This is a genomic window from Antribacter sp. NEAU-D49 (genome assembly GCF_057158775.1).
In genome coordinates, this window is the sequence record NZ_JBXTSN010000004.1 from 161,148 (window position 1) to 184,980 (window position 23,833).

Annotated in this window: 19 protein-coding genes and 1 riboswitch; of the genes, 12 read left to right on the forward strand and 7 right to left on the reverse strand. The window is 74.7% G+C overall.

The features are described from left to right. Window positions 1-3 precede the first annotated feature (3 nt). The 8 genes from AC060K_RS05565 to mutM all read left to right on the forward strand — a co-directional run bounded on the left by AC060K_RS05565 (window position 4) and on the right by mutM (window position 7,171). A complete protein-coding gene (locus AC060K_RS05565; RefSeq protein WP_483764469.1) occupies window positions 4-2,301 on the forward strand; it encodes an ATP-dependent DNA helicase RecG in 2,298 nt (765 codons plus the stop codon). Between the two features lie 41 nt (window positions 2,302-2,342). Then, window positions 2,343-3,323, forward strand: coding sequence for an endonuclease/exonuclease/phosphatase family protein (locus AC060K_RS05570; RefSeq protein ID WP_483764470.1), 981 nt, complete (start codon window positions 2,343-2,345; stop codon window positions 3,321-3,323). 66 nt (window positions 3,324-3,389) lie between these two features. Continuing rightward, a complete protein-coding gene (locus AC060K_RS05575) occupies window positions 3,390-4,019 on the forward strand; it encodes an RsmD family RNA methyltransferase (RefSeq protein ID WP_483764471.1) in 630 nt (209 codons plus the stop codon). Window positions 4,020-4,023: 4 nt separating this feature from the next. Beyond that, window positions 4,024-4,506: a pantetheine-phosphate adenylyltransferase gene (coaD, locus tag AC060K_RS05580; protein WP_483764472.1), complete on the forward strand. Its 483-nt coding sequence runs from the start codon at window positions 4,024-4,026 to the stop codon at window positions 4,504-4,506. A gap of 162 nt (window positions 4,507-4,668) precedes the next feature. Continuing rightward, entirely contained in the window at window positions 4,669-5,223 is a 555-nt protein-coding gene (locus AC060K_RS05585) for a YceD family protein (RefSeq protein ID WP_483764478.1), read from the forward strand. Window positions 5,224-5,225: 2 nt separating this feature from the next. Further along, window positions 5,226-5,420, forward strand: coding sequence for a 50S ribosomal protein L32 (rpmF, locus tag AC060K_RS05590; RefSeq protein WP_125777564.1), 195 nt, complete (start codon window positions 5,226-5,228; stop codon window positions 5,418-5,420). 1 nt (window position 5,421) lies between these two features. Further along, window positions 5,422-6,231 (forward strand): ribonuclease III, encoded by an 810-nt coding sequence (gene rnc, locus AC060K_RS05595; RefSeq protein WP_483764473.1) that lies wholly within the window; start codon window positions 5,422-5,424, stop codon window positions 6,229-6,231. Continuing rightward, window positions 6,224-7,171, forward strand: a complete 948-nt coding sequence (gene mutM, locus AC060K_RS05600; protein ID WP_483764474.1) for a bifunctional DNA-formamidopyrimidine glycosylase/DNA-(apurinic or apyrimidinic site) lyase — start codon at window positions 6,224-6,226, stop codon at window positions 7,169-7,171. Before rnc ends, mutM begins: the two co-directional genes overlap by 8 nt. On the opposite strand, the gene AC060K_RS05605 is transcribed toward mutM, so the two are convergent. Together AC060K_RS05605 and AC060K_RS05610 are read right to left on the reverse strand one after the other, a co-directional pair. Beyond that, a complete protein-coding gene (locus AC060K_RS05605) occupies window positions 7,172-8,155 on the reverse strand; it encodes an NAD(P)-dependent oxidoreductase (RefSeq protein WP_483763731.1) in 984 nt (327 codons plus the stop codon). 57 nt (window positions 8,156-8,212) lie between these two features. Then, the gene (locus AC060K_RS05610) at window positions 8,213-9,106 is read right to left on the reverse strand and encodes a C40 family peptidase (protein WP_483763732.1); all 894 of its coding nucleotides are present in this window, start codon (window positions 9,104-9,106) and stop codon (window positions 8,213-8,215) included. After that, window positions 9,107-9,287, reverse strand: a riboswitch (cyclic di-AMP (ydaO/yuaA leader). A gap of 106 nt (window positions 9,288-9,393) precedes the next feature. On the opposite strand from AC060K_RS05610, the gene AC060K_RS05615 reads away from it, so the two are divergent. After that, on the forward strand, window positions 9,394-11,082 hold the full coding sequence (locus AC060K_RS05615; protein WP_483763733.1) for a phytoene desaturase family protein: 1,689 nt from the start codon (window positions 9,394-9,396) through the stop codon (window positions 11,080-11,082). A gap of 14 nt (window positions 11,083-11,096) precedes the next feature. Here the strand turns inward: AC060K_RS05615 and cydC are convergent, their stop codons facing one another. Genes cydC through AC060K_RS05635 form a run of 4 tightly spaced genes read right to left on the reverse strand, consistent with a single transcriptional unit; the run spans window position 11,097 to window position 17,448 of the window. After that, entirely contained in the window at window positions 11,097-12,935 is a 1,839-nt protein-coding gene (gene cydC, locus AC060K_RS05620) for a thiol reductant ABC exporter subunit CydC (protein WP_483763734.1), read from the reverse strand. Next, window positions 12,932-14,824: a thiol reductant ABC exporter subunit CydD gene (gene cydD, locus AC060K_RS05625; protein WP_483763735.1), complete on the reverse strand. Its 1,893-nt coding sequence runs from the start codon at window positions 14,822-14,824 to the stop codon at window positions 12,932-12,934. The genes cydC and cydD overlap by 4 nt, the downstream gene beginning before the upstream one ends. A gap of 22 nt (window positions 14,825-14,846) precedes the next feature. After that, entirely contained in the window at window positions 14,847-15,896 is a 1,050-nt protein-coding gene (gene cydB, locus AC060K_RS05630; RefSeq protein WP_483763736.1) for a cytochrome d ubiquinol oxidase subunit II, read from the reverse strand. Window positions 15,897-15,948: 52 nt separating this feature from the next. Then, window positions 15,949-17,448 (reverse strand): cytochrome ubiquinol oxidase subunit I, encoded by a 1,500-nt coding sequence (locus AC060K_RS05635; protein ID WP_483763737.1) that lies wholly within the window; start codon window positions 17,446-17,448, stop codon window positions 15,949-15,951. Window positions 17,449-17,918: 470 nt separating this feature from the next. Between AC060K_RS05635 and AC060K_RS05640 the strand changes: the two genes are divergently transcribed. From AC060K_RS05640 to AC060K_RS05650, 3 genes are all read left to right on the forward strand, one after another. Next, complete coding sequence (locus AC060K_RS05640; RefSeq protein ID WP_483763738.1) at window positions 17,919-21,842, forward strand: Rne/Rng family ribonuclease; 3,924 nt, start codon at window positions 17,919-17,921, stop codon at window positions 21,840-21,842. An 85-nt stretch (window positions 21,843-21,927) separates the two neighbouring features. Next, window positions 21,928-22,506 (forward strand): GNAT family N-acetyltransferase, encoded by a 579-nt coding sequence (locus AC060K_RS05645; protein ID WP_483763739.1) that lies wholly within the window; start codon window positions 21,928-21,930, stop codon window positions 22,504-22,506. 22 nt (window positions 22,507-22,528) lie between these two features. Next, on the forward strand, window positions 22,529-23,116 hold the full coding sequence (locus AC060K_RS05650; RefSeq protein WP_483763740.1) for a thymidine kinase: 588 nt from the start codon (window positions 22,529-22,531) through the stop codon (window positions 23,114-23,116). Between the two features lie 91 nt (window positions 23,117-23,207). Here AC060K_RS05650 and AC060K_RS05655 read toward each other — a convergent pair whose 3' ends face one another. Continuing rightward, window positions 23,208-23,810 carry a protein-L-isoaspartate O-methyltransferase family protein gene (locus tag AC060K_RS05655; RefSeq protein ID WP_483763741.1) on the reverse strand — a complete coding sequence of 201 codons (603 nt, stop codon included), beginning with the start codon at window positions 23,808-23,810 and terminating at the stop codon, window positions 23,208-23,210. Window positions 23,811-23,833 lie beyond the last annotated feature (23 nt).

A 23,833-nucleotide genomic window follows, 5' to 3' on the forward strand; every position in this document is an offset into this window, starting at 1 on the left:
CCCATGGCCGGAACGACGGCGCGGCGCGAGGACGAGAAGCTGTCCCGCGCCGTGGGGCCCCGGAGCGCGAACGCGCTCGCCAAGCTGGGCCTGGAGACGGTGGGCGACCTGCTGGGCCACTACCCGCGCCGCTACGCCGACCCGGGCCGGCTGACGGACCTGGGGTCCCTGGAGATCGGGGAGCACGCGACGGTGATGGCGCGCGTGGAGCGGGCCACGATCCGCACCATGCGGGCCCGCAGCGGCGCGCTGCTGGAGGCCACGATCACCGACGGCCGCCACCGGCTCTCGCTCACCTTCTTCGGCAAGCACAAGGGCGGGCTGTACGGCTTCGAGCAGCGGCTCACGCCGGGGGCGTCGGGCCTCTTCTCCGGCACGGTCGGCGTCTACAAGGGCGTGCGGCAGCTGGCGCACCCGGACTTCGTGATGATCGGCGAGCAGGACCTCGACAGTGACGAGGCGCTCCTGGAGCACGCGAGCCGTCCCATCCCCATCTACCCGGCGTCGGCGTCGATCTCGAGCTGGAAGATCCAGCAGGCGGCCCGGGTCGTCATCGACACCCTGACGGACGACGACGTGGTGGACCCCGTGCCGGTCGAGGTGCGGGCCCGGCTGCGGCTGCCCGGCAGGGCGGCGGCCCTGCGCATGGTTCACCGGCCCGAGTCCATGGAGGCCGCCCGGGTGGGGCAGCACCGGCTGCGGTTCGAGGAGGCCTTCGTGCTGCAGGCCGCGCTCGCCCAGCGCCGGGCGCGCGCCGCGCAGGAGGACGCCACCGCCCGCCCGCCGCGTGCGCCGGGAGAGCCCAGCATCCTCGCCGACTTCGACGCGTCCCTGCCCTTCGAGCTGACCGAGGGGCAGCGCTGGGTGGGGGAGGAGATCGCAGCGGAGCTGGCGTCGCCGCGGCCCATGCAGCGGCTGCTGCAGGGCGAGGTGGGGTCCGGCAAGACCGTCGTGGCCCTGCGCGCCATGCTCCAGGTGGTCGACGCGGGCGGGCAGGGGGCCCTCCTCGCCCCCACCGAGGTGCTCGCCGCCCAGCACGCCCGCACTCTGCGCGCCCTGCTCGGGCCGCTCGCCGAGGGCGGGCTGCTCGGCGGCGCCGAGCACGGCACCCGGGTCGCCCTGCTGACGGGGTCCCTCGGTGCGGCCGCCCGCAAGACGGCGCTCCTGCAGGCCGCGAGCGGCGAGGCAGGGATCGTCGTGGGCACGCACGCGCTGCTCGGCGAGCAGGTGCAGTTCGCCGACCTGGGGCTCGTCGTCGTGGACGAGCAGCACCGGTTCGGCGTCGAGCAGCGCGACGCGCTCCGGGCCAAGGGCCGCGTGTCGCCGCACCTCCTCGTGATGACCGCGACGCCGATCCCGCGCACCGTCGCGATGACGGTCTTCGGCGACCTCGAGACATCGTCGCTCACGCAGGTCCCGGCCGGCCGCGCGGGCGTCACCACGCACATGGTCCCCGCGGGCAACGTCGCCTGGGTGGACCGCACGTGGCAGCGGGTCCGCGAGGAGGTGGAGGCCGGGCACCGCGCCTACGTGGTGTGCCCGCGCATCCACCCCGACGACGACCTGCCGGCCGGCGGGGCCACCGCCGTGGCCGACTTCGACACCGTGCCCGACTTCCTCGCGCTCGCCGGTCCGGGCGGAGGCGGCGGCCCGGGGGCGGACGACGCCGGCGGGCCGGACCGTCCGCCCCTGCGGGCCGTGCTGGAGGTCGCCGACGAGCTGCGGGAACGGCCCCAGCTCGCCGGGCTGGAGATCGGCGTGCTGCACGGGCAGATGGCGCCCGCCGACAAGGACGCCGCCATGGCCCGGTTCGCGTCGGGCGAGACGCCGGTCCTCGTGTCCACCACCGTGGTCGAGGTGGGGGTCGACGTGCCCGAGGCGACGGTCATGGTGATCTTCGACGCCGACCGGTTCGGCATCTCGCAGCTCCACCAGCTGCGCGGGCGCGTAGGCCGCGGGAATGACGCGGGGCTGTGCCTCCTCGTCTCGGACGCCGAGCCCGGCACGCCCGCCGCAGCACGGCTGGAGGCGATGGTGCGCACCACCGACGGTTTCGAGCTGGCGAACCTCGACCTGGAGCAGCGGAGCGAGGGCGACGTCCTCGGCGCCGCCCAGTCCGGCCGGTCCAGCTCGCTGCGCCTCCTGCGCGTGGTCAAGGACGCCGACCTCATCGAGCTGGCCCGGCGCGAGGCCGGACCCGTCGTCGCAGGTGACCCCGCCCTGGCGGGCTTCCCGGACCTCGCGGCCGCCATCGCCGCCCAGCTGGACGAACAGCAGGAGGAGTTCCTGGAACGGGCCTGAGCCGTTCCCACAGCGGGTGAGTTCCGCTAGGGTCCGGGCCCGTGAGCACCGACGCGAAACACGTCCCGCCCGACGCGCGGCCGCGCAAGTCGGCGTGGCAGCGCGGCCGGATCCTCGCGTTCCTCGCCGTCGTCGCCGCCCTGCTGATCGTCCTCCACGGCCTCGTGCCCAACCGCTGGGGAGGCCTCGGCAGCCTGGTGCAGACGTTCGCGCCGTGGCTCGGTCTCGCCGTGCCGGTCCTCATCGTCCTCGCCCTCGTGCGCCGGTCGGCCACGGCCGTCCTCTTCGCGCTGGTTCCGCTCGCGGCCTGGCTCTGGCAGTTCGGGCCCGGGCTGCTCCCCGAGGACCCCGTCACCTACGACCTCGTGGTGGTCCAGCACAACCTCAGCGACGAGAACGACGACGTCGCCGGGACTCTCGCCGACCTGCTCGCCGAGGACCCGGACCTCATCGCGCTGGAGGAGGTGACGCCCGGGCTCCTGCCCGACGTCCAGGCGGCGCTCGCGGCGGGCTACCCCCATCACGCGGTCCAGGGCACCGTGGGCCTCTGGTCGCGGCTGCCGCTGGCCGAGGCCGCCCCGGTGGACCTGCGGCCCAGCGGCGTCGACGCCTCGTGGGACCGCGGGCTGCGCGTCGTCGCGCAGGCGCCGCAGGGTCCGGTCGCGGTGTACGTGGCGCACCTGCCCTCGGCCCGCGTGGGGCTCCGCGGGCTCGACGCCGATGCCCGCGACGAGAGCATCGGGATCCTCGCCGGGGCGCTCGCGGCCGAGCCGACCACCATGGTGATCCTCGCCGGCGACCTCAACTCCGAGCTGCGCGACCGGGCGCTCGACCCGGTGCTGGAGCACGTGGGCGGGTCGGTGCACGGCTTCGACCTGACGTTCCCCGCGGCCTTCCCCGTGGTCCGGCTCGACCAGGTGCTCACCCGCGAGGCCGAGGTGGTGCGCACGTGGACCCTGGACCCCACGGGTAGCGACCACCGCCCTGTCGTCGCGTACGTGTCGCTCCCGGACCCGGCGTAGGGCGCTGCCCCTTCTCGAGCTGCCGAACAAACCGGCCGGGGCGGGCGCCCGCGTTAGGCTCGGGCCGTGACGAGGATCGTGGCCGGCTCGGTCGGCGGGCGCACCATCGCGGTGCCGGCCAAGGGGACCCGCCCCACCAGCGACCGCGTGCGCGAGGCGATCTTCTCCCGGCTGGAGCACCTCGACGTGCTCGACGGCGCCCGCGTGCTCGACCTCTACGCCGGTTCCGGCGCGCTCGGCCTGGAGGCGGCCAGCCGCGGGGCGGCGTCGGTCACCCTGGTGGACAGCGCCCGCGCGGCCGCCGACGTCGCGCGCCGCAACGTCACCACCCTCGGCCTGGCCGGGGTGCGCGTGGTCGCGGACAGCGCGGAGCGTTTCGCCGCGTCGCTGGTGCCCGACGGCGCCCGGGCCGCCCAGGCGCACCACGCCGGGCCGGACGGGGCGCCCCCGGGTGGCCCGCCGCCGGCCGGGCTCGACCTCGTGTTCCTGGACCCGCCCTACGACCTGGCCGAGACGGAGCTGGCGGCGGTCCTCGCCCACCTCGCCGCGCCCGGAGTGCTCGCGCCCGGCGCCGTGGTGGTGGTGGAGCGCTCGACGCGCAGCCCCGAACCCGCGTGGCCCGCCGGCCTCGAGCCGTTCGCCCGCAAGGACTACGGCGAGACCGCCGTGCACTACGCCGAGCCCGCTAGCGTGTGACGTCATGACCACCGTCGTCTGCCCCGGCTCGTTCGACCCCTTCACCCTCGGCCACCTGGACGTGGTGCGCCGCACGCGCGCCATGTTCGACGACGTCGTGGTGGGTGTCGCGAAGAATGCCGGCAAGTCGGGTCTCCTGGACCCCGAGGTCCGCGCCGGGCTGGCGCGTGCGGCGCTCGCCGCCGATCCCGCGACCGCCGACGTGCGCGTCGCGCTGGTCCCCGGCCTCCTCGTCGACTTCTGCCGGGAGCTCGGCGCGGTCGCCGTGGTGAAGGGCCTGCGCGGGGGAGCCGACTTCGACTCCGAGGCCCCCATGGCGCTCATGAACCGGCACCTCACCGGCCTGGAGACAGTGTTCGTCGTCGGCGACCCGGCGTACGCGCACATCGCGTCGTCGCTGGTGAAGGACGTGGCCCGGTACGGCGGCCGGATCGAGGACCTGGTCCCCGCAGGGGTGGCGGAGGCCGTGCGGGCCGCCCTGGCGTAGCGGTCCGGCGCGGCCGACGTCACACCGGCCTCCAGTAGGGCGGCGGCCGCCAGTGCCGTAGACTGGTGTGCTGGCTCGCACTTCGTCGCAGGGCCGCCTCCCTCACCGGACACCCATCCTTCTTTGGAGCCTGTCATCACCCTCCACCCGCGCTCGCCGCTCGTGCTCGACACGCACGAGCTGTCTCGGCGTCCCGGCAGCATGCGCACGGTCTCGCGCACCGTGCAGGCGCCGTCGGACCTGGGCACGGTCGTCATCGGCATCCCCGAGGGGTCCGAGATCGAGCTCGACCTGCGGCTCGAGGCCGTGATGGAAGGTGTGCTGGTGTCGGGTACGGTGAGCGGCGTGGCGGTGGGCGAGTGTGTCCGCTGCCTCGACACGATCACCGAGCCTGTCACGGTGGACCTCACCGAGCTCTTCGCCTACCCGGAGCGTGCGCGCGCCGCAGAGGCTGCGGGCGACGACGAGGCGGAGGACGAGGAGTCGCTCCTCGAGGACGATCTCGCGGACCTGGAACCCCCGCTGAGGGATTCCGTCGTGACTGCGCTACCATTTCAACCGCTGTGCTCGCCGGACTGCCCGGGCTTGTGCTCCGAGTGCGGAGCGCGCCTGGCCGACGACCCCGGCCACCACCATGACGTTGTCGACCCTCGTTGGTCGGCGCTGCAGAGCATGCTCGGATCCACGAGCGTGTCGGACGAGACGAAAGAGAGCTAGCCGTGGCTGTTCCGAAGCGCAAGATGTCGCGCAGCAACACCCGTGCGCGTCGCTCGCAGTGGAAGACCACCGCAGCGACCCTCACCACCTGCCCCGCGTGCAAGGCCGACAAGCTGTCGCACACGGCCTGCCCCACGTGCGGCACCTACAAGGGTCGTCAGTACGCCCAGGCCGTGAAGCCCGTCTTCGCCGGCTGACGTGGTCAGGGACGGCGCACCGGCACGGCCGGAGCCGACCGCACTTCTCGAGAAGCTCGGGGTCCATCTGGACCCCGAGCTTCTCGTGCTCGCGCTGACGCACCGGTCGTTCGCGCACGAGGCGGGCGGCATCCCCACGAACGAGCGGCTCGAGTTCCTGGGCGACACGGTGCTCGGGCTGGTGGTCACGGAGGCGCTGTACCGGCGCCACCCGGACCTGTCCGAGGGCGACCTGGCACGGATGCGCGCGGCCACGGTGTCGCAGCGCTCGCTCGCGCAGATCGCCCGGCGCCTCGACCTGGGCCGGTACGTGCTGCTGGGCAAGGGTGAGCTGCGCACGCGCGGGTTCGACAAGGACTCGATCCTGTCCGACACGGTGGAGGCCCTGATCGGCGCCACCTACCTGAGCCACGGCCTCGAGGTGTCTCGTGCGCTGGTGCACCGCCTCGCCGACCCGCAGCTGGCGGTCGCCGCGCGGCTCGGCGCGGGCCTCGACTGGAAGACGTCGCTGCAGGAGGCCGCTGCTGAGCGCGGCCTGCCCGCACCGGAGTACCTCGCCAACGCCGAGGGGCCGGAGCATGCCCGGATCTTCCACTCCCGCGTGGTGATCGACGGCGTCACCTACGGCACCGGGTCGGGCACAGCCAAGAAGCACGCCGAGCAGGGCGCGGCCGAGGAGGCCTACCACGCGCTGCACGAGGCGTTCCCTCTCCCGGGCGACGTCGTGGTCGCCCCGGCGGACGCCCTGCCGGACGTCCCGGCTCCGGACATCCCCGCTCCTGACGTCCCCGCCGAAGGCGCGAATGCCTGAGCTCCCCGAGGTCGAGACCGTCCGTGACGGTCTCGACCGGTTCGTGGTGGGAGCGGTGGTGCGGGACGTCGAGGTCTTCCGCGACTACAGCGTCCGCCGGCACGACGGCGGTGCGGTCGCCCTCCGCGGTCAGCTCGCCGGGCAGCGTCTGATCGCCGCCGTGCGCCGCGGCAAGTTCCTGTGGCTTCCCCTCGCTCCCACAGTGGACGGGCTCCCGGCCGCGGCGCTGCTCGCGCACCTCGGCATGTCGGGGCAGCTCCTGGTCCGCGCGGAGGACCCCGGCGACGACTTCCAGCACCCCCACCTCCGCGTCCGCCTCCACCTGGAGGGCGCGCCCTCCGGCGCCCGGTACCTCGACTTCGTGGACCAGCGCACGTTCGGCCACCTGAGCGTCGTGGACCTCCAGCCCGTGCCCGACGGCGTGTCGGCCGGGCTCGGCAGCGACCTCCCCCTGATCCCGGGCCCGGTCGCGCACATCGCCCGCGACCTGCTGGACCCGCACCTGGGGCGCGACGACCTCGTGGCGCGGGTGCGCCGCCGTCGGACCGATGTCAAGCGGGCGCTGCTCGACCAGACCGTGGTGTCCGGGGTGGGCAACATCTACGCCGACGAGGCGCTGTGGCGCGCCCGCCTGCACTGGGCACGGCCGACGGACAAGCTGCGGGCCGCCGATGTGCACCGGGTGCTCGACGCGGCCGAGGAGGTCATGCGGGAGGCGCTCGTACAGGGCGGCACCAGCTTCGACGCGCTGTACGTGAACGTCAACGGCCAGTCGGGCTACTTCGAGCGGTCGCTCAACGTCTACGGCCGGGAGGGCGAGCCGTGCCGGCGCTGCGGGACGGCGATCCGCCGTGAATCGTTCATGAACCGGTCGTCGTTCACGTGCCCGGTGTGCCAGCCGCCCCCACGCGGCCGGGCGGCGCAGCGCCGGACGACCTGACTATCTCGGCACGACGTTGCGCAGGGATTCTGCCCCGCCCGACCGCCAGGCCGTGAGCTGCTCCGCCAGGAACTGCGCCGCCCGCCGGGGCCGGCCCCCGGCCACGTGCGGCGTGAGGATCGTGTTCGGCGCGTCCCACAGGGGAGAGCCGGCCGGGAGCGGCTCGGTCTCCATGACGTCGAGCGCTGCCCCGGCGAGACGGCCGGAGCGCAAGGCGTCGAGGAGCGCCGCCTCGTCCACCGTCGCCCCGCGGCCTACGTTCACGAACCGTGCGTGCGGTGGGAGCAGATCCAGCGTGGCCGCGTCGAGGGCGTGCCGGGTGGCGTCCGTGGCCGGCAGCAGGGAGATCAGCACGTCGGTCCGCGGCAGCACCCGCGGCAGGTCCGCGGCGGTCACCACCGGGAACCCGGCCCGCTCGCCCGCCGTGCCCGCCACCCCGGTCACCTCGGCGCCGAGCGCCGCGAGCAACGGCGCGAGGCGCAGCGCGATGGACCCGAAACCCCAGATCGTCACCCGCGCACCATCGAGCGTGTACTGCCCCTCGGTGGCCGGGTCGGCCTGGGCGAAGGCGATGGCGCGCTCCCACCGGTGCTCCCGCTGGGCGCTCAGGGCCACGTCGATCCGCCGCACGGTCGCGAGGACGAGGGCCAGCGTGTGCTCCGCGACGGTGTCGTCGTGCAGCGAGCGGCCCGACGAGATCACGACCTCCGGAGCGAAGCCCGCGGCGAGCGCGACGTCCGGCCCTGCGGACAGCGTCTGCACCCAGCGCAGCCGGGTGAGCCGGCGGGCGGCGTCGGCCACGACCCGCGGCGGGCTGGACCACGTCACCAGCACCTCGGCGTCGATGTGCTCCTCGGGGACCGGGTCCTTCATCCCGTAGGCCACCACCATGTCGGTGCCGCCGGCGCCGAAGGAGGCTCCGCCGTCGGGCAGCCGGGCCGGGAAGTCGAGGTCGAACGGGACGTCCGGGACGAGGATCTTCACCCGCCGGACGTTACCTGACGTCCTGGGCCGCCCCAGCGGCCCAGGACGTCAGGAGTCTCACGCGACCCGGACGATGATCGGGTTGTCCTGCCACATCGAGACGTACCGGACGGGCATGCCGGGCTTGTTGGCCTCGACGATCATCCCGTTGCCCGCGTAGAGGGCGACGTGCCCGGAGGTCCACACGATGTCACCCGGCCGGGCGTTGGCGAGCGACACCTGCGTGCCCGCGTACCGGAGCTCGGACGACGTGCGCGGCAGGCTGATGCCCAGCTGCTTGTAGACGTACCAGATCAGTCCCGAGCAGTCGAAGCCCGTCGACGGCGACTCCTCGCCGTAGACGTAGGGCGTACCGACCAGCTCCAGCGCGAGGTTGACGGCCTGCTGCCCCACGGCGGACGTGCTGGTGGAGACGGTCTGCGCGGCGGCCTGCGCGGCGGCTGCCTCCGCCTCCGCCTCCGCCGCGGCGGCTGCCGCGGCAGCGCGGGCCTCGGCGGCGGCACGTGCCTCGGCCTCCGCCCGGGCACGGGCCTCGGCCTCGGCCTTGGCACGGGCCTCCGCCTCCGCCTTGGCCCGAGCCTCGGCGATGCCCGCCTCGGTCTCGGCGTAGGGCAGCACCGGGGCCGGGGCCTGCTCGACGGCGAAGGTGGTCTCGGGGGCGACGGTCACCACGGGCACCAGCTGGAGGGTGGCACCCGGCACGGCCGTGCGGTCCAGGCTGTGCTCCGTGACCCCGTTCGACACGGGGGCGGCGCTCGCGGTCTGCGTGAAGACGGAGGCGAGCAGCCCCGAGGAGACGACGGCGATCGCTCCCGTGCGGGCGGCGACCGACATGTTCTCGGCGGCGGTCTGGGTGATGGACGTGAGGGGGGTGATGGCCCGGCCGTCGGCCCGGTGGCGGGCGCGGGCGGCTCGGGTCGTCGACTGTTCGGGCTCGGTCAGAGTAGGCACGATGGATCTCCTCGACGCCTGCGAGGTGAGCTGTCGGGTTCGGATGGGGAGTCACCCGGCCCCGCACTGACGTGCAGGGCTTCACCCCAAGGACGCAGGTGCGTCCGGCTTACCTGGTTCCCCCGTCCCCGCCACGTCGTCGCTGGTCAGAACCGGTGGCGGGGCTCGGCGTCCGGTCCTGGGCCTCGTCTGGACGGCGAGGCGAGGATGACCGTACCGGTCTTCCCGTGAAATGTCACGAAAGGATCACGGGACGGCATATTCCGGCCACGTGCCACGATGTCGCCATGCAGGAGCACCTCGCCGCCCGGTACGACGCCGTCGTCGTCGGAGCGGGCCACAACGGCCTCGTGGCCGCCGCCTACCTCGCCCGTGCGGGCCGCTCGGTCCTGGTTCTGGAGCGCCTGGACCACGTGGGCGGCGCGGCTGTGTCGGCCCGCCCGTTCGCCGGGGTGGACGCGCGACTGTCGCGGTACTCGTACCTCGTCTCGCTCCTGCCGCGGCAGATCGTGGCCGAGCTCGGCCTCGACGTGCGCCTCCGGCGGCGGCGCTACTCGTCGTACACGCCGGTGGGCGCGGGCGGCCTCCTCGTGGACACGGGGTCCGACGACGTCACCCGTGCGTCGTTCCGCCGCCTCACCGGGGGCGACGCGGACTTCGAGGCCTGGCAGGCGTTCTACGCCATGACGGGTTCCGTGGCCCGGCGGCTGTTCCCGACGGTGACCGAGCCGCTGCTCTCCCGCGCCCAGGCACAGGCAGCGGTGGGCGACGACGAGGCGTGGCGGGCCCTGTTCGAGGAGCCGCTGGGCGCCGTGCTGCGCCGCACGTTCGCCGACGACGTGGTGCGCGGCGTCGCCGCCACCGACGGCCTGATCGGCACGTTCGCCGACCTCGACGAGGACTCCTTGCGCCAGAACCGGTGCTTCCTCTACCACGTGATCGGTAACGGGACCGGTGACTGGGACGTCCCCGTGGGTGGCATGGGCGCCGTCAGCGGGGCGCTGCGGGACGCGGCGCTCGCCGCCGGGGCGACGATCCTGACCGGGGCGGACGTGACGGCGGTGGCGCCGGGTGGCGCCGGGGGTGGCGTGGGCTCGGGCGGCGGGGGTGACGCCGAGGTCGCCTGGACGGACGACGACGGTGTGGCTCACGGCGTGCGCGCCGGTCACGTGCTGGCCGGCTGCGCCCCCGCGACGCTGGACCGGCTGCTCGTGGCGGGCGGCGGCGCGCCGGTGGGCGGGGAAGCCGCGGTGGGCGGCGGCGCGCTGGCCGGCGGCGCCCGTGGTGACGCGGTGCACCTGGGCGGGCGATCGCCATCGGGCAGCGCACCCGAAGGCGCACAGCTCAAGGTGAACCTGCTGCTCACCCGGCTGCCGCGGCTGCGCGACGGGGTGGACCCGGCGTCGGCGTTCGGCGGCACGTTCCACGTCAACGAGTCGTTCACCCAGCTGCAGGCCGCGTACGCGCAGGCGGCGGCGGGGCAGATCCCGGACCTGCCCCCGTGCGAGATCTACTGCCACACGCTCACCGACCCGTCGATCCTCGGGCCGGAGCTGCGCGCCGCCGGGGCGCAGACCATCACGCTGTTCGGGCTGCACCTGCCCGCGCGGCTGTTCCGCGAGGACCCCGAGGGGGCGCGGTCGCGGGCGCTCGCGGCGACCCTCCGGTCGCTCGACTCGGTGCTCGCCGAGCCGATCGAGGACTGCCTGGCGCTCGACGCCGACGGGGCACCGTGCCTGGAGGTGCGGACCCCCGTGGACCTGGAGGGCGACGTGGGCCTGCCGGGCGGGCACATCTTCCACCGCGACCTCGCGTGGCCGTTCGCCGAAGACCCTCGCGACGCGGGCCGGTGGGGCGTCGAGACCGACCATCCCCGGGTGCTGCTGGCGGGCGCCGGCGCGCGGCGGGGCGGGGGAGTGAGCGGCATCCCGGGCCGCTCGGCGGCGATGGCGGTCCTGGAGGCGGCGCCGAGATAGTCAGCTCGTCCGGGTCAGTGCGCCCGAGCTTCCTGGGCGACCGACCAGGCGTAGGCCTCGTCGCGGAGGAGGTCGGCGTGCGTGCCCCGCGCGCGGACCGTCGCCGGCTCGCCGGGACCGAGGACGACCACCTCGTCCACCGCCGCCAGCGGGCTGAGCCGGTGCGTGGCGACGAGCACCGCTCGACCCGTCGAGCGGGCGTGCGCCGCGAGGGTCTGCACGAGGGTGTCGGCGGTGGCGGCGTCGAGATGCTCGGCGGGCTCGTCGACAAGCAGGACCCGGGCCGGGGCGAGCAGGGCGCGCGCGACCAGGAGCCTGCGGCGCTCGCCGCCCGAGACCGCCGCGGCGTCCGAGCCGAGCACCGTGCCGAGGCCGTCCGGCAGCGCACCCAGCCAGTCCCCGAGGCCCACCGTGGCCAGCGCCTCGCGAGCCTCGTCCGGCGTGACGTCGCCGCGCGCGACCCGCAGGTTCTCCAGCACCGTCGTGTCGAACACGTGCCCGTCCTCGGCGACGAAGAGGGCCGACGGCGAGCTCACCTCCCCCGAGAGCGGAGGCACCAGACCCGCCGCCGTGGCCAGCAGCGTGGTCTTGCCGACGCCCGACGGCCCCGCCAGCGCCACCACCGATCCCGGCCGCAGGGTGAGCGAGACTCCCATGACGACGGCGCGCTCGCCCCACCCGGCGGTGACGTCGGTGAGCTGGAGCACCGGGTCGGCGCGGTCCGGTCCGACGACGCCCTGGTCTGTGTGATCGGTAGTTCGGTGCGTGATCGGCAGCTCGAACTGCCGATCACGCACCGAACTACCGATGACGCGGGTGGGGGGCTCGGCGCCGCCCGGGGGCGTGGCGGAGGTGGGGCCCGGGTCGCCCAGCAGGGCCAGCAGCCGCCGTGCCGCAGCCCGCGACCGGTGCAGCTGGACCGCCGCCGCGGGCAGGCCCGCCGTCGCCTCGAAGACGGCGAGCGGGGTCAGCACCACCACGGTCAGCTCCTCCGGCGCGAGCCGCCCCTCGAGCACGGCCGGTACGCCGAGCGCGACCGACGCCACGACGGCGAGCCCCTGGGCGAGGGCCCCGAGGAGGGCGGAGAGGCCGGTGGTGCGGGCGCCGGCGTCGGCCACCGCGGTGAGGCGGTCGTCGGCGCGTGCCAGGGCGGCGAGCCGGTCGTCGAAGCGGCCGGCCACCCGCAGCGGGGCGGCGTCCTCCAGGAGCTCGAGCGTCAGTGCCGTGACCTCGCCCCGGACCGCGGCGCCCTGGGTCTCGACGGTCGACGCCGCCCGTGCAGCCAGCCACGGCGCCACGACCCCCGCCAGCACGAGGCAGGCCGCGAGCGTCGCGCCGGCCGCGGGCAGGAAGGCACCGACGAGCACCACGGACCCCAGCCCCACCACGAGCGCCACCCCCGCGGGGACGAGCGCGCGGACCACCACGTCACCCACGTCGTCGACGTCCGCCCCGAGCCGGGCGAGCAGGTCGCCGCGGCGCACCGTCAGCGGAGCGGTGCTCCGGGCGAGGGCCTCGTACACGTTGGCGCGCAGTGCCGCCATGCCACGCAGCGCCACGTCGTGCGACGCGAGGCGCTCGCAGTACCGCAGGACGCCCCGCCCGATCCCGAACGCCCGCACCGACACCACAGCCACCGACAGCGTGAGCACCGGCGGCATCTGCGAGGCCCGGGCGACCAACCACGCCGCCGCGGCGGCCAGCCCGACCGCGCAGGCCAGCGCCAGCGTCCCCAGCGTGATCGCTGCCACCACCCGCCCGGGTCGCACCTCGAGCATCGGCAGCACGCGCCGCAGGGGGTCGCCGCTCGTCCGGCCCACGCTGCCCGACGTCGACGCCTGGGTCGCGCTCATGACTCACCTCCCGCTGTGGGTCTGTCTGTGGCGTGAATTCCGGGGCGGATTGCCGCCACGTCCATACCCACAGCGGACGTGAGGGCGGGGGCGGGGGCCGACGACACGTCGACCACCTGGTCGGCCAGCGCCAGGAGCGACGCCCGGTGAGCCACGACGACGACGGTGCGGCCCTCGTCGCGCCAGGTCCGGACCGTGTCCAGCACGGCCTGCTCGCCCCGCGCGTCGAGGTGCGCGGTGGGTTCGTCGAGGATGACGAGCGGCCGGGCGGCGGCGTCGTCGAGGAGGGCCGTGGTGAGCGCGACCCGCTGCCGCTGCCCGACGCTGAGGCCCACCCCACCGAGTCCGACAGCCGTGTCCCAGCCCTGCGGCAGGTCCGCGACGACGGCGTCGAGCCCGGTGCGCCGAGCCGCCGCCTCCAGGTCCGGCCCGACCCCGGCGCCCGGGGCTCCGGGACCACCGTCACGCGGTGGGGCGGTCGCCCGGCCGGCCGTGACGACGTCGTGCAGCGTGCCCGGAGGGAGCGTGGGGCGCTGCGGCACCCAGGTGAGCTGCGCCCACCAGGACTGCGGGTCCACCTCGGCGAGGTCAACGGCGGTGCCACCGGCGCGCTCGAGCAGGACGCGGCCGGCGTCGGGCCGCAGCAGGCCCAGGAGGGCGAGGACCGCGGTGGACTTCCCGGCACCGCTCGGGCCGCGCAGTGCGACGACGCGGCCGGTGCCGGGCGTCCCGTCACCGACCGGGATGCGGGCCGACAGGCCTGCGGGCGCGAGGACGGCGCGGTCGCCGGCCCGGACGGTGACGCCGTCGAGCACGATGGTCCCGCCCGCCACCCCGCCCCCGCCTGCTGTGGGTATGGCTGTGGCGGGAATCTGGTGTCGGATTGTCGCCACAGCCATACCCACAGCGGCGGAGCGGGCGGCGGAGGGGGCGGCGCCCGGGGCCGTGGCGATCACCGCGAAGGCCCGGTCCGCCGCCGCGAGGCCGTCGGTGGAGGCGTGGAACTCCGCGCCGACCCGGCGCAGCGGGAGGTAGACCTCGGGCGCCAGCATGAGCACTGCGATGGCGGGCTCCAGCGGCATGGCGCCCTCCACGAGACGCAGGCCCACGCCGACAGCCACGATCGCGACCGACAGGGTGGTGAGCAGCTCGAGGACCATCGACGAGAGGAACGCGACCCGCAGCGTCCCCATCGTGGCCCGGCGTGACGCCTCGCCGAGCTCCCGGACCCGGGCCACCGGGCCGAGGGAGCGGCCGAAGGCGCGGAGCGTCGGCAGCCCGGCGACGAGGTCGAGCACCTGGGCGCCGAGCCGCTGCACGGTCGCCAGACGTCGCTCCGACGTCCCGGCCGTGAGGCGCCCGACCAGCACCATGAACACCGGGACGAGCGGCAGCGTCACGACCACGACGAGGGCGGAAACCCAGTCCAGCGTCCACACGACCATCACGAGCGCAGGCGTGAGGATCGCTGTGAGGACGAGCTGGGGCAGGTAGCGCACGAGGTAGGGCTCGAGCGCATCGAGGCCTCGGGTGGCGAGGGTCGCGACGTCGGCCTCGCGGCTCACCGACGACCGCGCGGGTCGGGTGGCCCAGGCGGTCACGACCGCGGCGCGCAGCTCGGCGACCGTCCGGGCGGCCGCCCGCAGGGCGTACCGGTCCTGCGCCCAGGCGAGCCCGGCCCGGGCGACGACGACCAGCACGAGCGCGGTGAAGGCGCCGCCGAGCGGACCGGCGACGACGTCGCCGGCCACGACGGGCGTCAGGATCCGGGCCACCAGCAGGGCCTGCGCGACCACGAGCGCCGCCGACAGCGCGCCGAGCACCACGGTGAGCACCACGTAGGCGCGCGCCGCCGGGCTCTGCGCCAGGCGCGGGTCGAAAGGCTTCACGAGCCCATCCTCCCGTGCGTGCTCAGAACGCCGCGTCCTTGATCTTCTGCCAGGTGAGCCCGGCAGGCGCGGGGATGTGCTCCACGCTGAGCCGGCGGCGGAACACCCAGTAGGTCCACGCCTGGTAGGCGATGACCAGCGGCGTGAGAAAGACGGCCACCCAGGTCATCACCGTGAGGGTGTACGGGGTGGAGGCCGCCTCCGTGACGGTGAGCGACTCGCCGCCGTCCAGACCCGGCATGACGTCCGGGAACATGGACCCGAAGATCAGGACTGCCGCCGCCACGATCGACACCGCCGAGAGCGTGAAGGCCCAGCCCTCACGGCCGGCCCCGTTGGTCACGGCCACGCCCACCAGAGCGGCCGCGGCGAGGGCCACCGCCACCCACGTCCAGGCCGGGGAGAAGGCGACCTGGGCCCAGACCGCCCAGCCTCCGGCGACGGCGACCGCCGCCACGGAGAGCCCTGCGGCGAGGCGTCGTGCACGGTGCCGGATGTCGCCGTCGGTCTTGAGCGCCACGAACACGGTGCCGTGGAGCAGGAAGAGCACGAGCGTGGTGAGCCCGCCGAGCAGGGCGAAGGGGTTGAGCAGCGCCCAGAACCCGCCCACGTACTGGTGGCCCTCGTCGAGCTGGACACCGCGCACGAGGTTGGCGAAGGCGACGCCCCACAGCACGGCGGGCAGCCACGACCCCACCTGGATCGCGACGTCGCAGCGGCGGGCCCACGCCGCGTCGGCGATCTTGCCGCGGTACTCGAACGCGACCCCGCGCACGATGAGCGCCACGAGGATGAGCAGCAGCGGGATGTAGAAGCCGGAGAACAGGGTGGCGTACCACTCGGGGAAGGCGGCGAACGTGGCACCGCCCGCGGTGATCAGCCACACCTCGTTCCCGTCCCAGACGGGGCCGATCGTGTTGACGAGGAGCCGGCGTTCCTTCTCACGCGCCGCACGGTCCCCGCGGGGGAGCAGCGACGCGAGCATGCCGACGCCGAAGTCGAAGCCCTCGAGCACGAGGTACCCGGTCCACAGGACCGCGATCAGGACGAACCAGACGATGGTGAGATCCATACCATTCCCTCAAGTCAATGGAGCCGGCGGCTCGGGACCAAGCGGCTCGGGACTAATAGGCGAAGCTGAGGGGGCGGTCCGCGTCGTCGTCCGTCCGGGCCTCCGGCGAGTCGTCGTGGACCACCAGCGGGACGCCCTCCACCGCGTAGCGGTGCATGAGCCGGAACCAGACGACGGCGAGCACCCCGTAGAGCAGGGTGAACACGATCATCGAGGCGAGGACCATCCCGGGGCTGACCACCGTGGACACGCCTCGCTCGGTGAGCAGGCGCACCATGTCGATGCCCGAGGGGTTCGGCACGACGACCCAGGGCTGCCGGCCCGTCTCGGTGAAGATCCAGCCGAACGAGGACGCCAGGAACGGCGTGGGGATGGCGGCGATGCCGATGCGGGCGAGCCACGGGTTGCCGCTGACGCGCCCGCCCCGGGTGAACCACAGCGCGGCGAGGGAGAGGGCGACGGAACCGGCCGCGAAGCCGATCATGAGCCGGAAGCTCCAGTAGGTGAGCGCGAGGTTCGGGGTGTAGACCACCGGGTTGCCCGCAGCGTCGGTGTCGCCGTACCGGGCGGTGTAGTCCTCCTGGACGTCCTCGACGCCGGGCAGGTAGCTCTCCTCGCCCGAGAAGTGCCCGGTGCCGAGGTAGCTGGACAGCCCGGGCACCTCGATGAGGTGCCGCACACCCTCGCAGGAGTTGGTCAGGTCGCCGATGGTGAGGATCGAGAAGGCCGCGCCCTCGGTGCCCTCGCACAGCGCCTCGGCCGACGCCATCTTGGCCGGCTGTTGCTCGAACATCAGCTTGGCCTGCAGGTCGCCCGAGACCGCGACGCCGACGCCGGCCACGAGCATGGTCACCGTGCCCAGGACGACGGCGGGCCGGTAGACGGTGCGCGCCAGCTCGATGTTCTCGGGGACGCGCGTGCGCACGAGCCGGACCATCCACCAGGCGGCGATGCCCGCCACGAACGTACCCGCCGTGAGGAACGCCGCGGTGACCGTGTGCGGGTACGCCGCCCAGAGGGTGTTGTTGGCGAGGATCGCCCAGATGGACTCCATCTCGGCGCGTCCGGTCTCGGGGTTGTACCGGGTGCCCACGGGGTGCTGCATCCACGAGTTGGCCGCGAGGATGAAGAACGCCGAGAGGTTGACGGCGACCGCGACGGCCCAGATGCAGGCGAGGTGGACGCGCTTGCTCAGGCGGTCCCAGCCGAAGATCCACAGCCCCAGGAACGTGGACTCCACGAAGAAGGCGGCCAGGGCCTCCATGGCGAGCGGCGCGCCGAAGACGTCGCCCACGAAGCGCGAGTACTCGCTCCAGTTCATGCCGAACTGGAACTCCTGGACGATGCCGGTCACGACGCCGAGCGCGAAGTTGATGAGGAAGAGCTTGCCGAAGAACTTGGTCAGCCGGAGCCAGCGCTCGTCGCCGGTGCGGACCCAGGCGGTCTGCATGATGGCGACCAGGGGTGCCAGCCCGATGGTGAGGGGCACAAAGACGAAGTGGTAGACGGTGACGATGGCGAACTGCCATCGGGCGAGGTCGAGGGCGTCCACAGGGGGCTCCAGTTCTTCAGAGCAGGCGCTCTGCAGGTGCGGTCCGAATGCTTGTGAAGGCGTTCACAAGGAAGGTACCGGTGGCGGCACGGCCGGCGCTCCACCTGGCGGGTGACATCGGCCACAAGCGACGGCCATGGTTGTGGCCGACCGGCGTGGCGCGCGGGGCGCGCCGGGGCCGTCCGCTCCTCGGGCGGTGGTGACCTGCTGTGCGATACTTGACGAAGCTGTGCTGGGCCCCACACCCCCGCACGGCCTGACGAGCCAGCAGCTCCGCGATCCGCACGCGGTGCCGCGACGAAGGACTGTGAAGGGGTCCCGTGTCGCAGGCGTCCGCGAAGACGTGGCAGAGGTGGCCGCAGCCGAGACTTCCGTCCCGGCACTCGCTTCGACGCGACGTGCCCCAGGGCGACCGACCGCCCGGCGGTCCGCGGGTGTGGGGCGGACCCTGGGTCACAGGAGAACAGCACGTGACGCCTCGCAGCACCACAGATTCAACCCTCGGGTCACAGAACGATCACGACGCTCCTGAGGGGAGCGCCGAGGCGGGACAGGGCGAGGAGGTGCAGGCGACGTCCGGCGGACGTCCCACGCGCCGCCGTGCCGTGCGCCCCACGGCGGCGCCGGCTCCCGCCGTCGCGCCGATCGTGGTCGCCCCGGCCGCGACCGAGACGTCGGCGACCGGTGAGCAGCCGGACACGTCCGCGTTGGTCGTGACCTCCGCCGACGCGACCGAGGCGCCGCGCAAGCGGTCCCGGCGCGCCGTGCGCGACACGGCCGCGCCGCCCGCGGTCGTCGCGCCCGCCACCCCGGTGGCCGACGACGAGCCGACGCCGGTCGAGGAGATCGTCGAGCCCGGTGACCTGTCGCTCGACGACCGGTCCGCCGAGACCGACCCGGCCGCGGCCGAGGTCGAGGAGCCGGTGACGTCGGCGAAGGATCTCCTCGCCGACCTCCGCCTCCCGGAGCGCACGGTGGAGGCGCAGCCCGCCCCTGCTGCGGGCGGTATCCGGAGCCTGGACGACATCGTGCTGCCCGGCGGTCCCGCCGCCCGCGCCGAGTCGCCCGTCCCGGCAGACGAGCCCGCGGTCGAGGAGCCGAAGGCGCCGCGTGCCCGCCGCCGGACCAAGCGCGTCGAGCCTGAGGCCGTCGAGCCGGTCGAGGCCCCCGCGGAGGACGCCGAGCCGGCGCCGCGCGCCCGCTCCCGCCGTCGTGCCACCACGCCTGCTCCTGAGGACCTGGGCATCGTGCTGCCCGAGGCGCCGGCCACGCCGCCCGCGGCTCAGCCCGCCGCCGAGGCGGCCCCGGAGCCCGTCGCCGAGCCCGAGAAGCCCGCCCGTGCCCGCCGGACCGCGCGCCGCCGCGGCGGTGAGCCGGCCGACGCCGTGCCCCCGCAGGCCGCGGGGCCTGCCGCGACCGGCCGGCCGGCCGAGTCCGCCCCGGCAGCAGCCGAGGCCCAGGCAGCAGCCGAGGCCCCGGCCCGGCCCGAGTCGCCCGCCGCCACGACCGGCGGCTCGCGCACGCCTCGCCTCGCCACGACGGCGCTGCTCTTCCAGGCGCCGGACCTGTCGGCCGCGCGCCGCCCGCGTCGCGCCCAGGCCCCCGCAGGCCCGCCGCGCCCGCACGAGGCCGAGCAGGAGGTCCAGGCCACGTTCCGGACGCGGGCAGCGTCCCCCGCCCAGGCGGAGGCCCCGGCCCGGGCCGCGACCCCGTTCGGCGCGGAGGCACAGGCGCCGTCGCGCACCGAGGCACCCACCCGCGCCGAGGCACCCACCCGCACCGAGGCGCCGTCGCGTACCGAGGCCGCACCCGCGGCCGAGGCAGCGCCCGCGACCGAGACGCGCGGACGTCGCCGCCGGGCGGCGACCCGGCCCGCCGCGTCGCCCGCCGCGACCTTCGCGCCGGCTCCGGAGCGCGCTCCCGAGCGCGCCGAGCCGACGGCCCCCGCGTCCCCGGTCGCCGAGGCCCCCGAGGCCGCGGTGCTCGACGCGGAGGCTGACGAGACGTTCGCCGACGGCACCGTGGAGCCCACCACGATCTCCACGCCGCAGTTCCTGGCGGTCGAGCTCAGCGAGGACGACGCCGCGGCGGCCGAGGAGGTCGGGCTCATCGAGTCCGAGCTGCTGGCCGAGGGCGTCGAGCTCGCCGATCTCGCCCCCGAGGACTTCGACGAGGTCGAGGAGGAGGACGACGACGAGCTCCGGCCGGTGCGCCGCCGTCGTCGCCGGGGCGGGCGTGGCCGCCGGGGTGGCCGTGGCCGTGACGGCTACGACGACGAGTCCGACGAGGACGCCGACGAGCGTGACGAGTCCGACGAGCCCGGCTCCGCGGACGACGTGACGGCTGAGGACGAGGCGAGCACGCCGTCGTCGGCCGACGAGGACGAGGACGAGGGTGACGACGAGGGCGGGAGCCGCCGTCGTCGCCGTCGCCGCCGGGGCACGCGCGGCGAGCGCGCGGAGGCGGCCGCGAGCCGCACCCGCGAGCGCGCCGCAGGACCTGTCTCCGACGAGGTGACGGCGCTCAAGGGCTCCACCCGGCTCGAGGCCAAGCGCCAGCGCCGCCGCGAGGGCCGTGACGCAGGCCGTCGCCGCCAGATCATCACGGAGGCCGAGTTCCTGGCCCGCCGTGAGTCGGTCACGCGCTCGATGGTGGTGCGCGAGAAGGACGGCCGCACGCAGATCGCGGTGCTCGAGGACGGCGTGCTCGTGGAGCACTACGTGTCGCAGCAGTCGCAGACGTCGATGGCCGGCAACGTGTACCTGGGCCGCGTGCAGAACGTGCTGCCCAGCATGGAGGCCGCGTTCGTCGACATCGGCAAGGGCCGCAACGCCGTGCTGTACGCGGGCGAGGTCAACTGGGACGCCGCGGGCCTCGAGGGGCAGCCGCGCCGGATCGAGCAGGCGCTGAAGTCGGGCGACTCGGTGCTGGTGCAGGTCACCAAGGACCCGATCGGCCACAAGGGCGCGCGTCTGACCAGCCAGGTCACGCTCGCCGGCCGCTACCTGGTGTTCGTGCCGGGCGGCGGGATGACCGGCATCAGCCGCAAGCTGCCCGACACCGAGCGCAACCGCCTCAAGAAGATTCTCCGCGAGGTGGTCCCCGAGGGGGCGGGCGTCATCGTCCGCACGGCGGCGGAGGGCGCGAGCGAGGACGAGCTGCGTGCCGACGTCGAGCGCCTGCAGAACCAGTGGACGCAGATCGAGAAGAAGTCGAAGACGGCGAACGCCCCGGCCCTGCTCCAGGGCGAGCCGGACCTGGCGATCCGCGTGGTCCGCGACATCTTCAACGACGACTTCTCGTCGCTGGTGGTGCAGGGCGACGGGGCGTGGGACGAGATCTCGTCCTACGTCGACGAGCTGGCGCCCGACCTGCGCGAGCGCGTGTCCAAGTGGGTGGAGAGCACCGACGTGTTCGCCGTCCACCGCGTGGACGAGCAGCTCGCCAAGGGCATGGACCGCAAGGTGTGGCTGCCGTCCGGCGGCTCGCTGGTCATCGACCGCACCGAGGCCATGACCGTCGTGGACGTCAACACCGGCAAGTTCACCGGTGCGGGCGGCACGCTCGAGGAGACCGTCACGCGGAACAACCTCGAGGCGGCCGAGGAGATCGTGCGGCAGCTCCGGCTGCGCGACATCGGCGGCATCATCGTCATCGACTTCATCGACATGGTGCTGGAGTCCAACCGTGACCTGGTGCTCCGTCGCCTGGTCGAGTGCCTGGGCCGGGACCGGACCAAGCACCAGGTCGCCGAGGTGACGTCGCTGGGCCTGGTCCAGATGACGCGCAAGCGTGTGGGCCAGGGCCTCGTCGAGGCCTTCTCCGAGACGTGCGAGCACTGCCACGGGCGCGGGTTCATCGTGCACGAGGAGCCCGTCGAGCGTGGCGGGGCCTCCGGCTCCACGGGCTCGCACGGTGGCGCGGCCCCGGTCGCGCACGGGTCGCACGGCAACGGGTCGGCCTCCGAGGAGGGCCGTGGCAAGCGTCGCAAGCGTGGCGCGGCCACCCCGGCCAAGGAGTCGGCGCCGACGCCGGTCGTTCCCGTGCTGCCGGACGAGCGGTCCGAGGCACGCGAGGCGGTGAAGGCGACGCTCGCCACGATCGCCGCCGCGGCGGCGCACGCGCACGAGACGCGGGACCACGAGCACGGGGCCTCCGGGGACCCGTCGCACCTCGCGGCACTCGCCGAGGCGGTGGGTGGCTCGCCCGTCGAGGAGCCGGCCGACCTGGTGGTCGAGGCGTCGCGGGTCGACGCCGACGCGACGGAGGCCTTCGTCGAGGACGCGGTCGCCACCCAGACGGGTACCTCGGCACAGGTGACGGACAGGCCCGAGGCGGTCGACGTCGGGCAGGGTGACGACCTGCCCAAAGGAGCAGGCGACGAGGTCGCCTAAGCGAGGGTTCTGGCAGCGGCTGATGGGCCGCTGAGGCAGGCCACGGTAGCGGGGTCGGTCGGTGGTCGCGGCCTAGGCTCGGCGCGTGAGCTCCGAGACCTACGCCGCCGGCCCGCAGGTGACCCTCCGGGGCTGGACGGTGCGCGACCTGGCCGCGTTCCGAGAGTGGATGCGGCCCGGGCACGACTGGCACCGCTGGGACGGCCCGTACTACCCGGTGCCGTCCGACGCCGAGGCGGACGCCGCGGTGGAGGCGCTGGCCCGCGCGGCCGGGCTCGGTCCCGGCCCGGCGCCCGACGCGGACGGGCTGCCGCCCCGCCGCCTGGTGATCGACGTGGGCGGCGAGCTGGCCGGCACCGTGGCCTGGTACTGGGAGTCACGCGAGACGGAGTGGGCCCGGGTCGGTATCACCGTGTACGACCCGGCGGTGCGCGGGCGGGGCATCGGCCGTGAGGCCCTCGGGTTGTGGGTGTCGTACCTGTTCGGGACGACGGACTGGGTGCGCCTGGACTTCGCGACGTGGTCGGGCAACCACGCGATGCTGGCGGTCGGTCGGGCGCTCGGCTTCACCGAGGAGGGCAGGTTCCGGCGGGCCCGCGTGGTGGACGGGCAGCGGTACGACTCGGTGGTCATGGGCGTGCTCCGCGAGGAGTGGCCCGGCTGAGCCCCGGTGGTTGACTGTCCTCATGGATGACGGCTTCTCCACCGGCAGGCTCGAGGTGATCGCCGGCCCCATGTTCGCGGGAAAGTCCGAGGAGCTGGTGCGTCGGGTGCGGCGCGCGCAGATCGCCCGGCGGGGTGTGCTCGTGGTGAGCCACGCGATGGACACGCGGCGGGGTACGGGCGTGGTGTCGTCGCACTCGGGGCTCGAGGTGGCGTCGGTCGTGGCGTCGTCGGCGGAGGAGATCCCGGGTCTCGTCTCCGCCGGGACGGAGCTCGTGGCGGTCGACGAGGCGCAGTTCTTCGGCGACGCCCTCGTGCCCGTGGCGACCGCCCTGGCCGACGCCGGGCTCGTGGTCGTCGTCGCCGGGCTCTCCGTCACGTTCGACGCCCGCCCGTTCGAGCCGCTGCCCGCGCTCATGGCAGTGGCCGAGTCGGTGGTGAAGCTCACCGCGGTGTGCGCCGTCTGTGGTGCGGACGCGGCGTTCCACGTCCGCACGGCTCCGGTGCCCGACGACGCCTCGCCCGGCTCGGGCTCGTCCCTCACGCCGGTCCCGGCGCACGTGGGGGGCGCCGACCTGTACGAGGCGCGCTGCCGGCAGCACCGGGGCTGAGTCAGTCGTCGTTCGTGGAGGCCCGAGCCTGCGGTTCCGTTCCGCGCGGGTCCTGCTTCGCTGCGGCCCCACGCTGCACTGCACCTCCGTCTCAGTCCTCGATCAAGGGCACAAAACGGTAGGCGCCGTGGTCGGTGGTCCGGACGCCGCCGTCGGGCAGCCGCTCGACCAGGTACATGGTGGTGCGGACCGGGATCACCATGCGACCGCCGTAGCCCACCTGGTCCACGAGGTCCTGGGGCAGCTCCGTGGCCGAGGCCGAGACGAGGACGCGGTCCCAGCCGCCCGGCCGGGGCACGCCGAGGACGTCGGGCTGGGCCTGGACCACCCGGGCCCACGGCATGCCGGCGGCCTCGACGTTCCGAGCGCCCCACTCGGCCAGCCCTGGCTCGCGCTCCACGCCAAGCACCTCGCCCGAGGGGCCCACGAGGGCCGCGAGGAGGGCGGTCGTCCACCCGGACCCGGAGCCGACGTCGAGCACCCGTGCGCCGACCGGCACCCGGAGCAGCCGGAGCATCGCCGCGACCGTGGACGGTTGCGACGACGTCTGCCCGCGCCCGATCGGCAGCGGCCGGTCGTGGCCGGCGAACGGCTGCTGGGACCGGGGGAGGAAGCCGCGCCGGGCCACGGTGCGCATGACCCTCGCGACCGCGTCGTCACGGTCGTACCGGAACTGCTGTGCCGTCGAGCTCATCCCCATGTCTCCTCTCCGCCACT

Excerpts from the sequence above, each read along its gene's own strand:
- AC060K_RS05565 (WP_483764469.1), top strand. The coding sequence starts at position 4 with ATGGCCGGAACGACGGCGCGGCGCGAGGACGAGAAGCTGTCCCGCGCC.
- coaD (WP_483764472.1), top strand. The coding sequence starts at position 4,024 with ATGACCACCGTCGTCTGCCCCGGCTCGTTCGACCCCTTCACCCTCGGC.
- mutM (WP_483764474.1), top strand. The coding sequence starts at position 6,224 with ATGCCTGAGCTCCCCGAGGTCGAGACCGTCCGTGACGGTCTCGACCGG.
- AC060K_RS05615 (WP_483763733.1), top strand. The coding sequence starts at position 9,394 with ATGCAGGAGCACCTCGCCGCCCGGTACGACGCCGTCGTCGTCGGAGCG.
- cydC (WP_483763734.1), bottom strand. The coding sequence starts at position 12,935 with ATGAGCGCGACCCAGGCGTCGACGTCGGGCAGCGTGGGCCGGACGAGC.
- cydB (WP_483763736.1), bottom strand. The coding sequence starts at position 15,896 with ATGGATCTCACCATCGTCTGGTTCGTCCTGATCGCGGTCCTGTGGACC.
- AC060K_RS05650 (WP_483763740.1), top strand. The coding sequence starts at position 22,529 with ATGGATGACGGCTTCTCCACCGGCAGGCTCGAGGTGATCGCCGGCCCC.
- AC060K_RS05655 (WP_483763741.1), bottom strand. The coding sequence starts at position 23,810 with ATGAGCTCGACGGCACAGCAGTTCCGGTACGACCGTGACGACGCGGTC.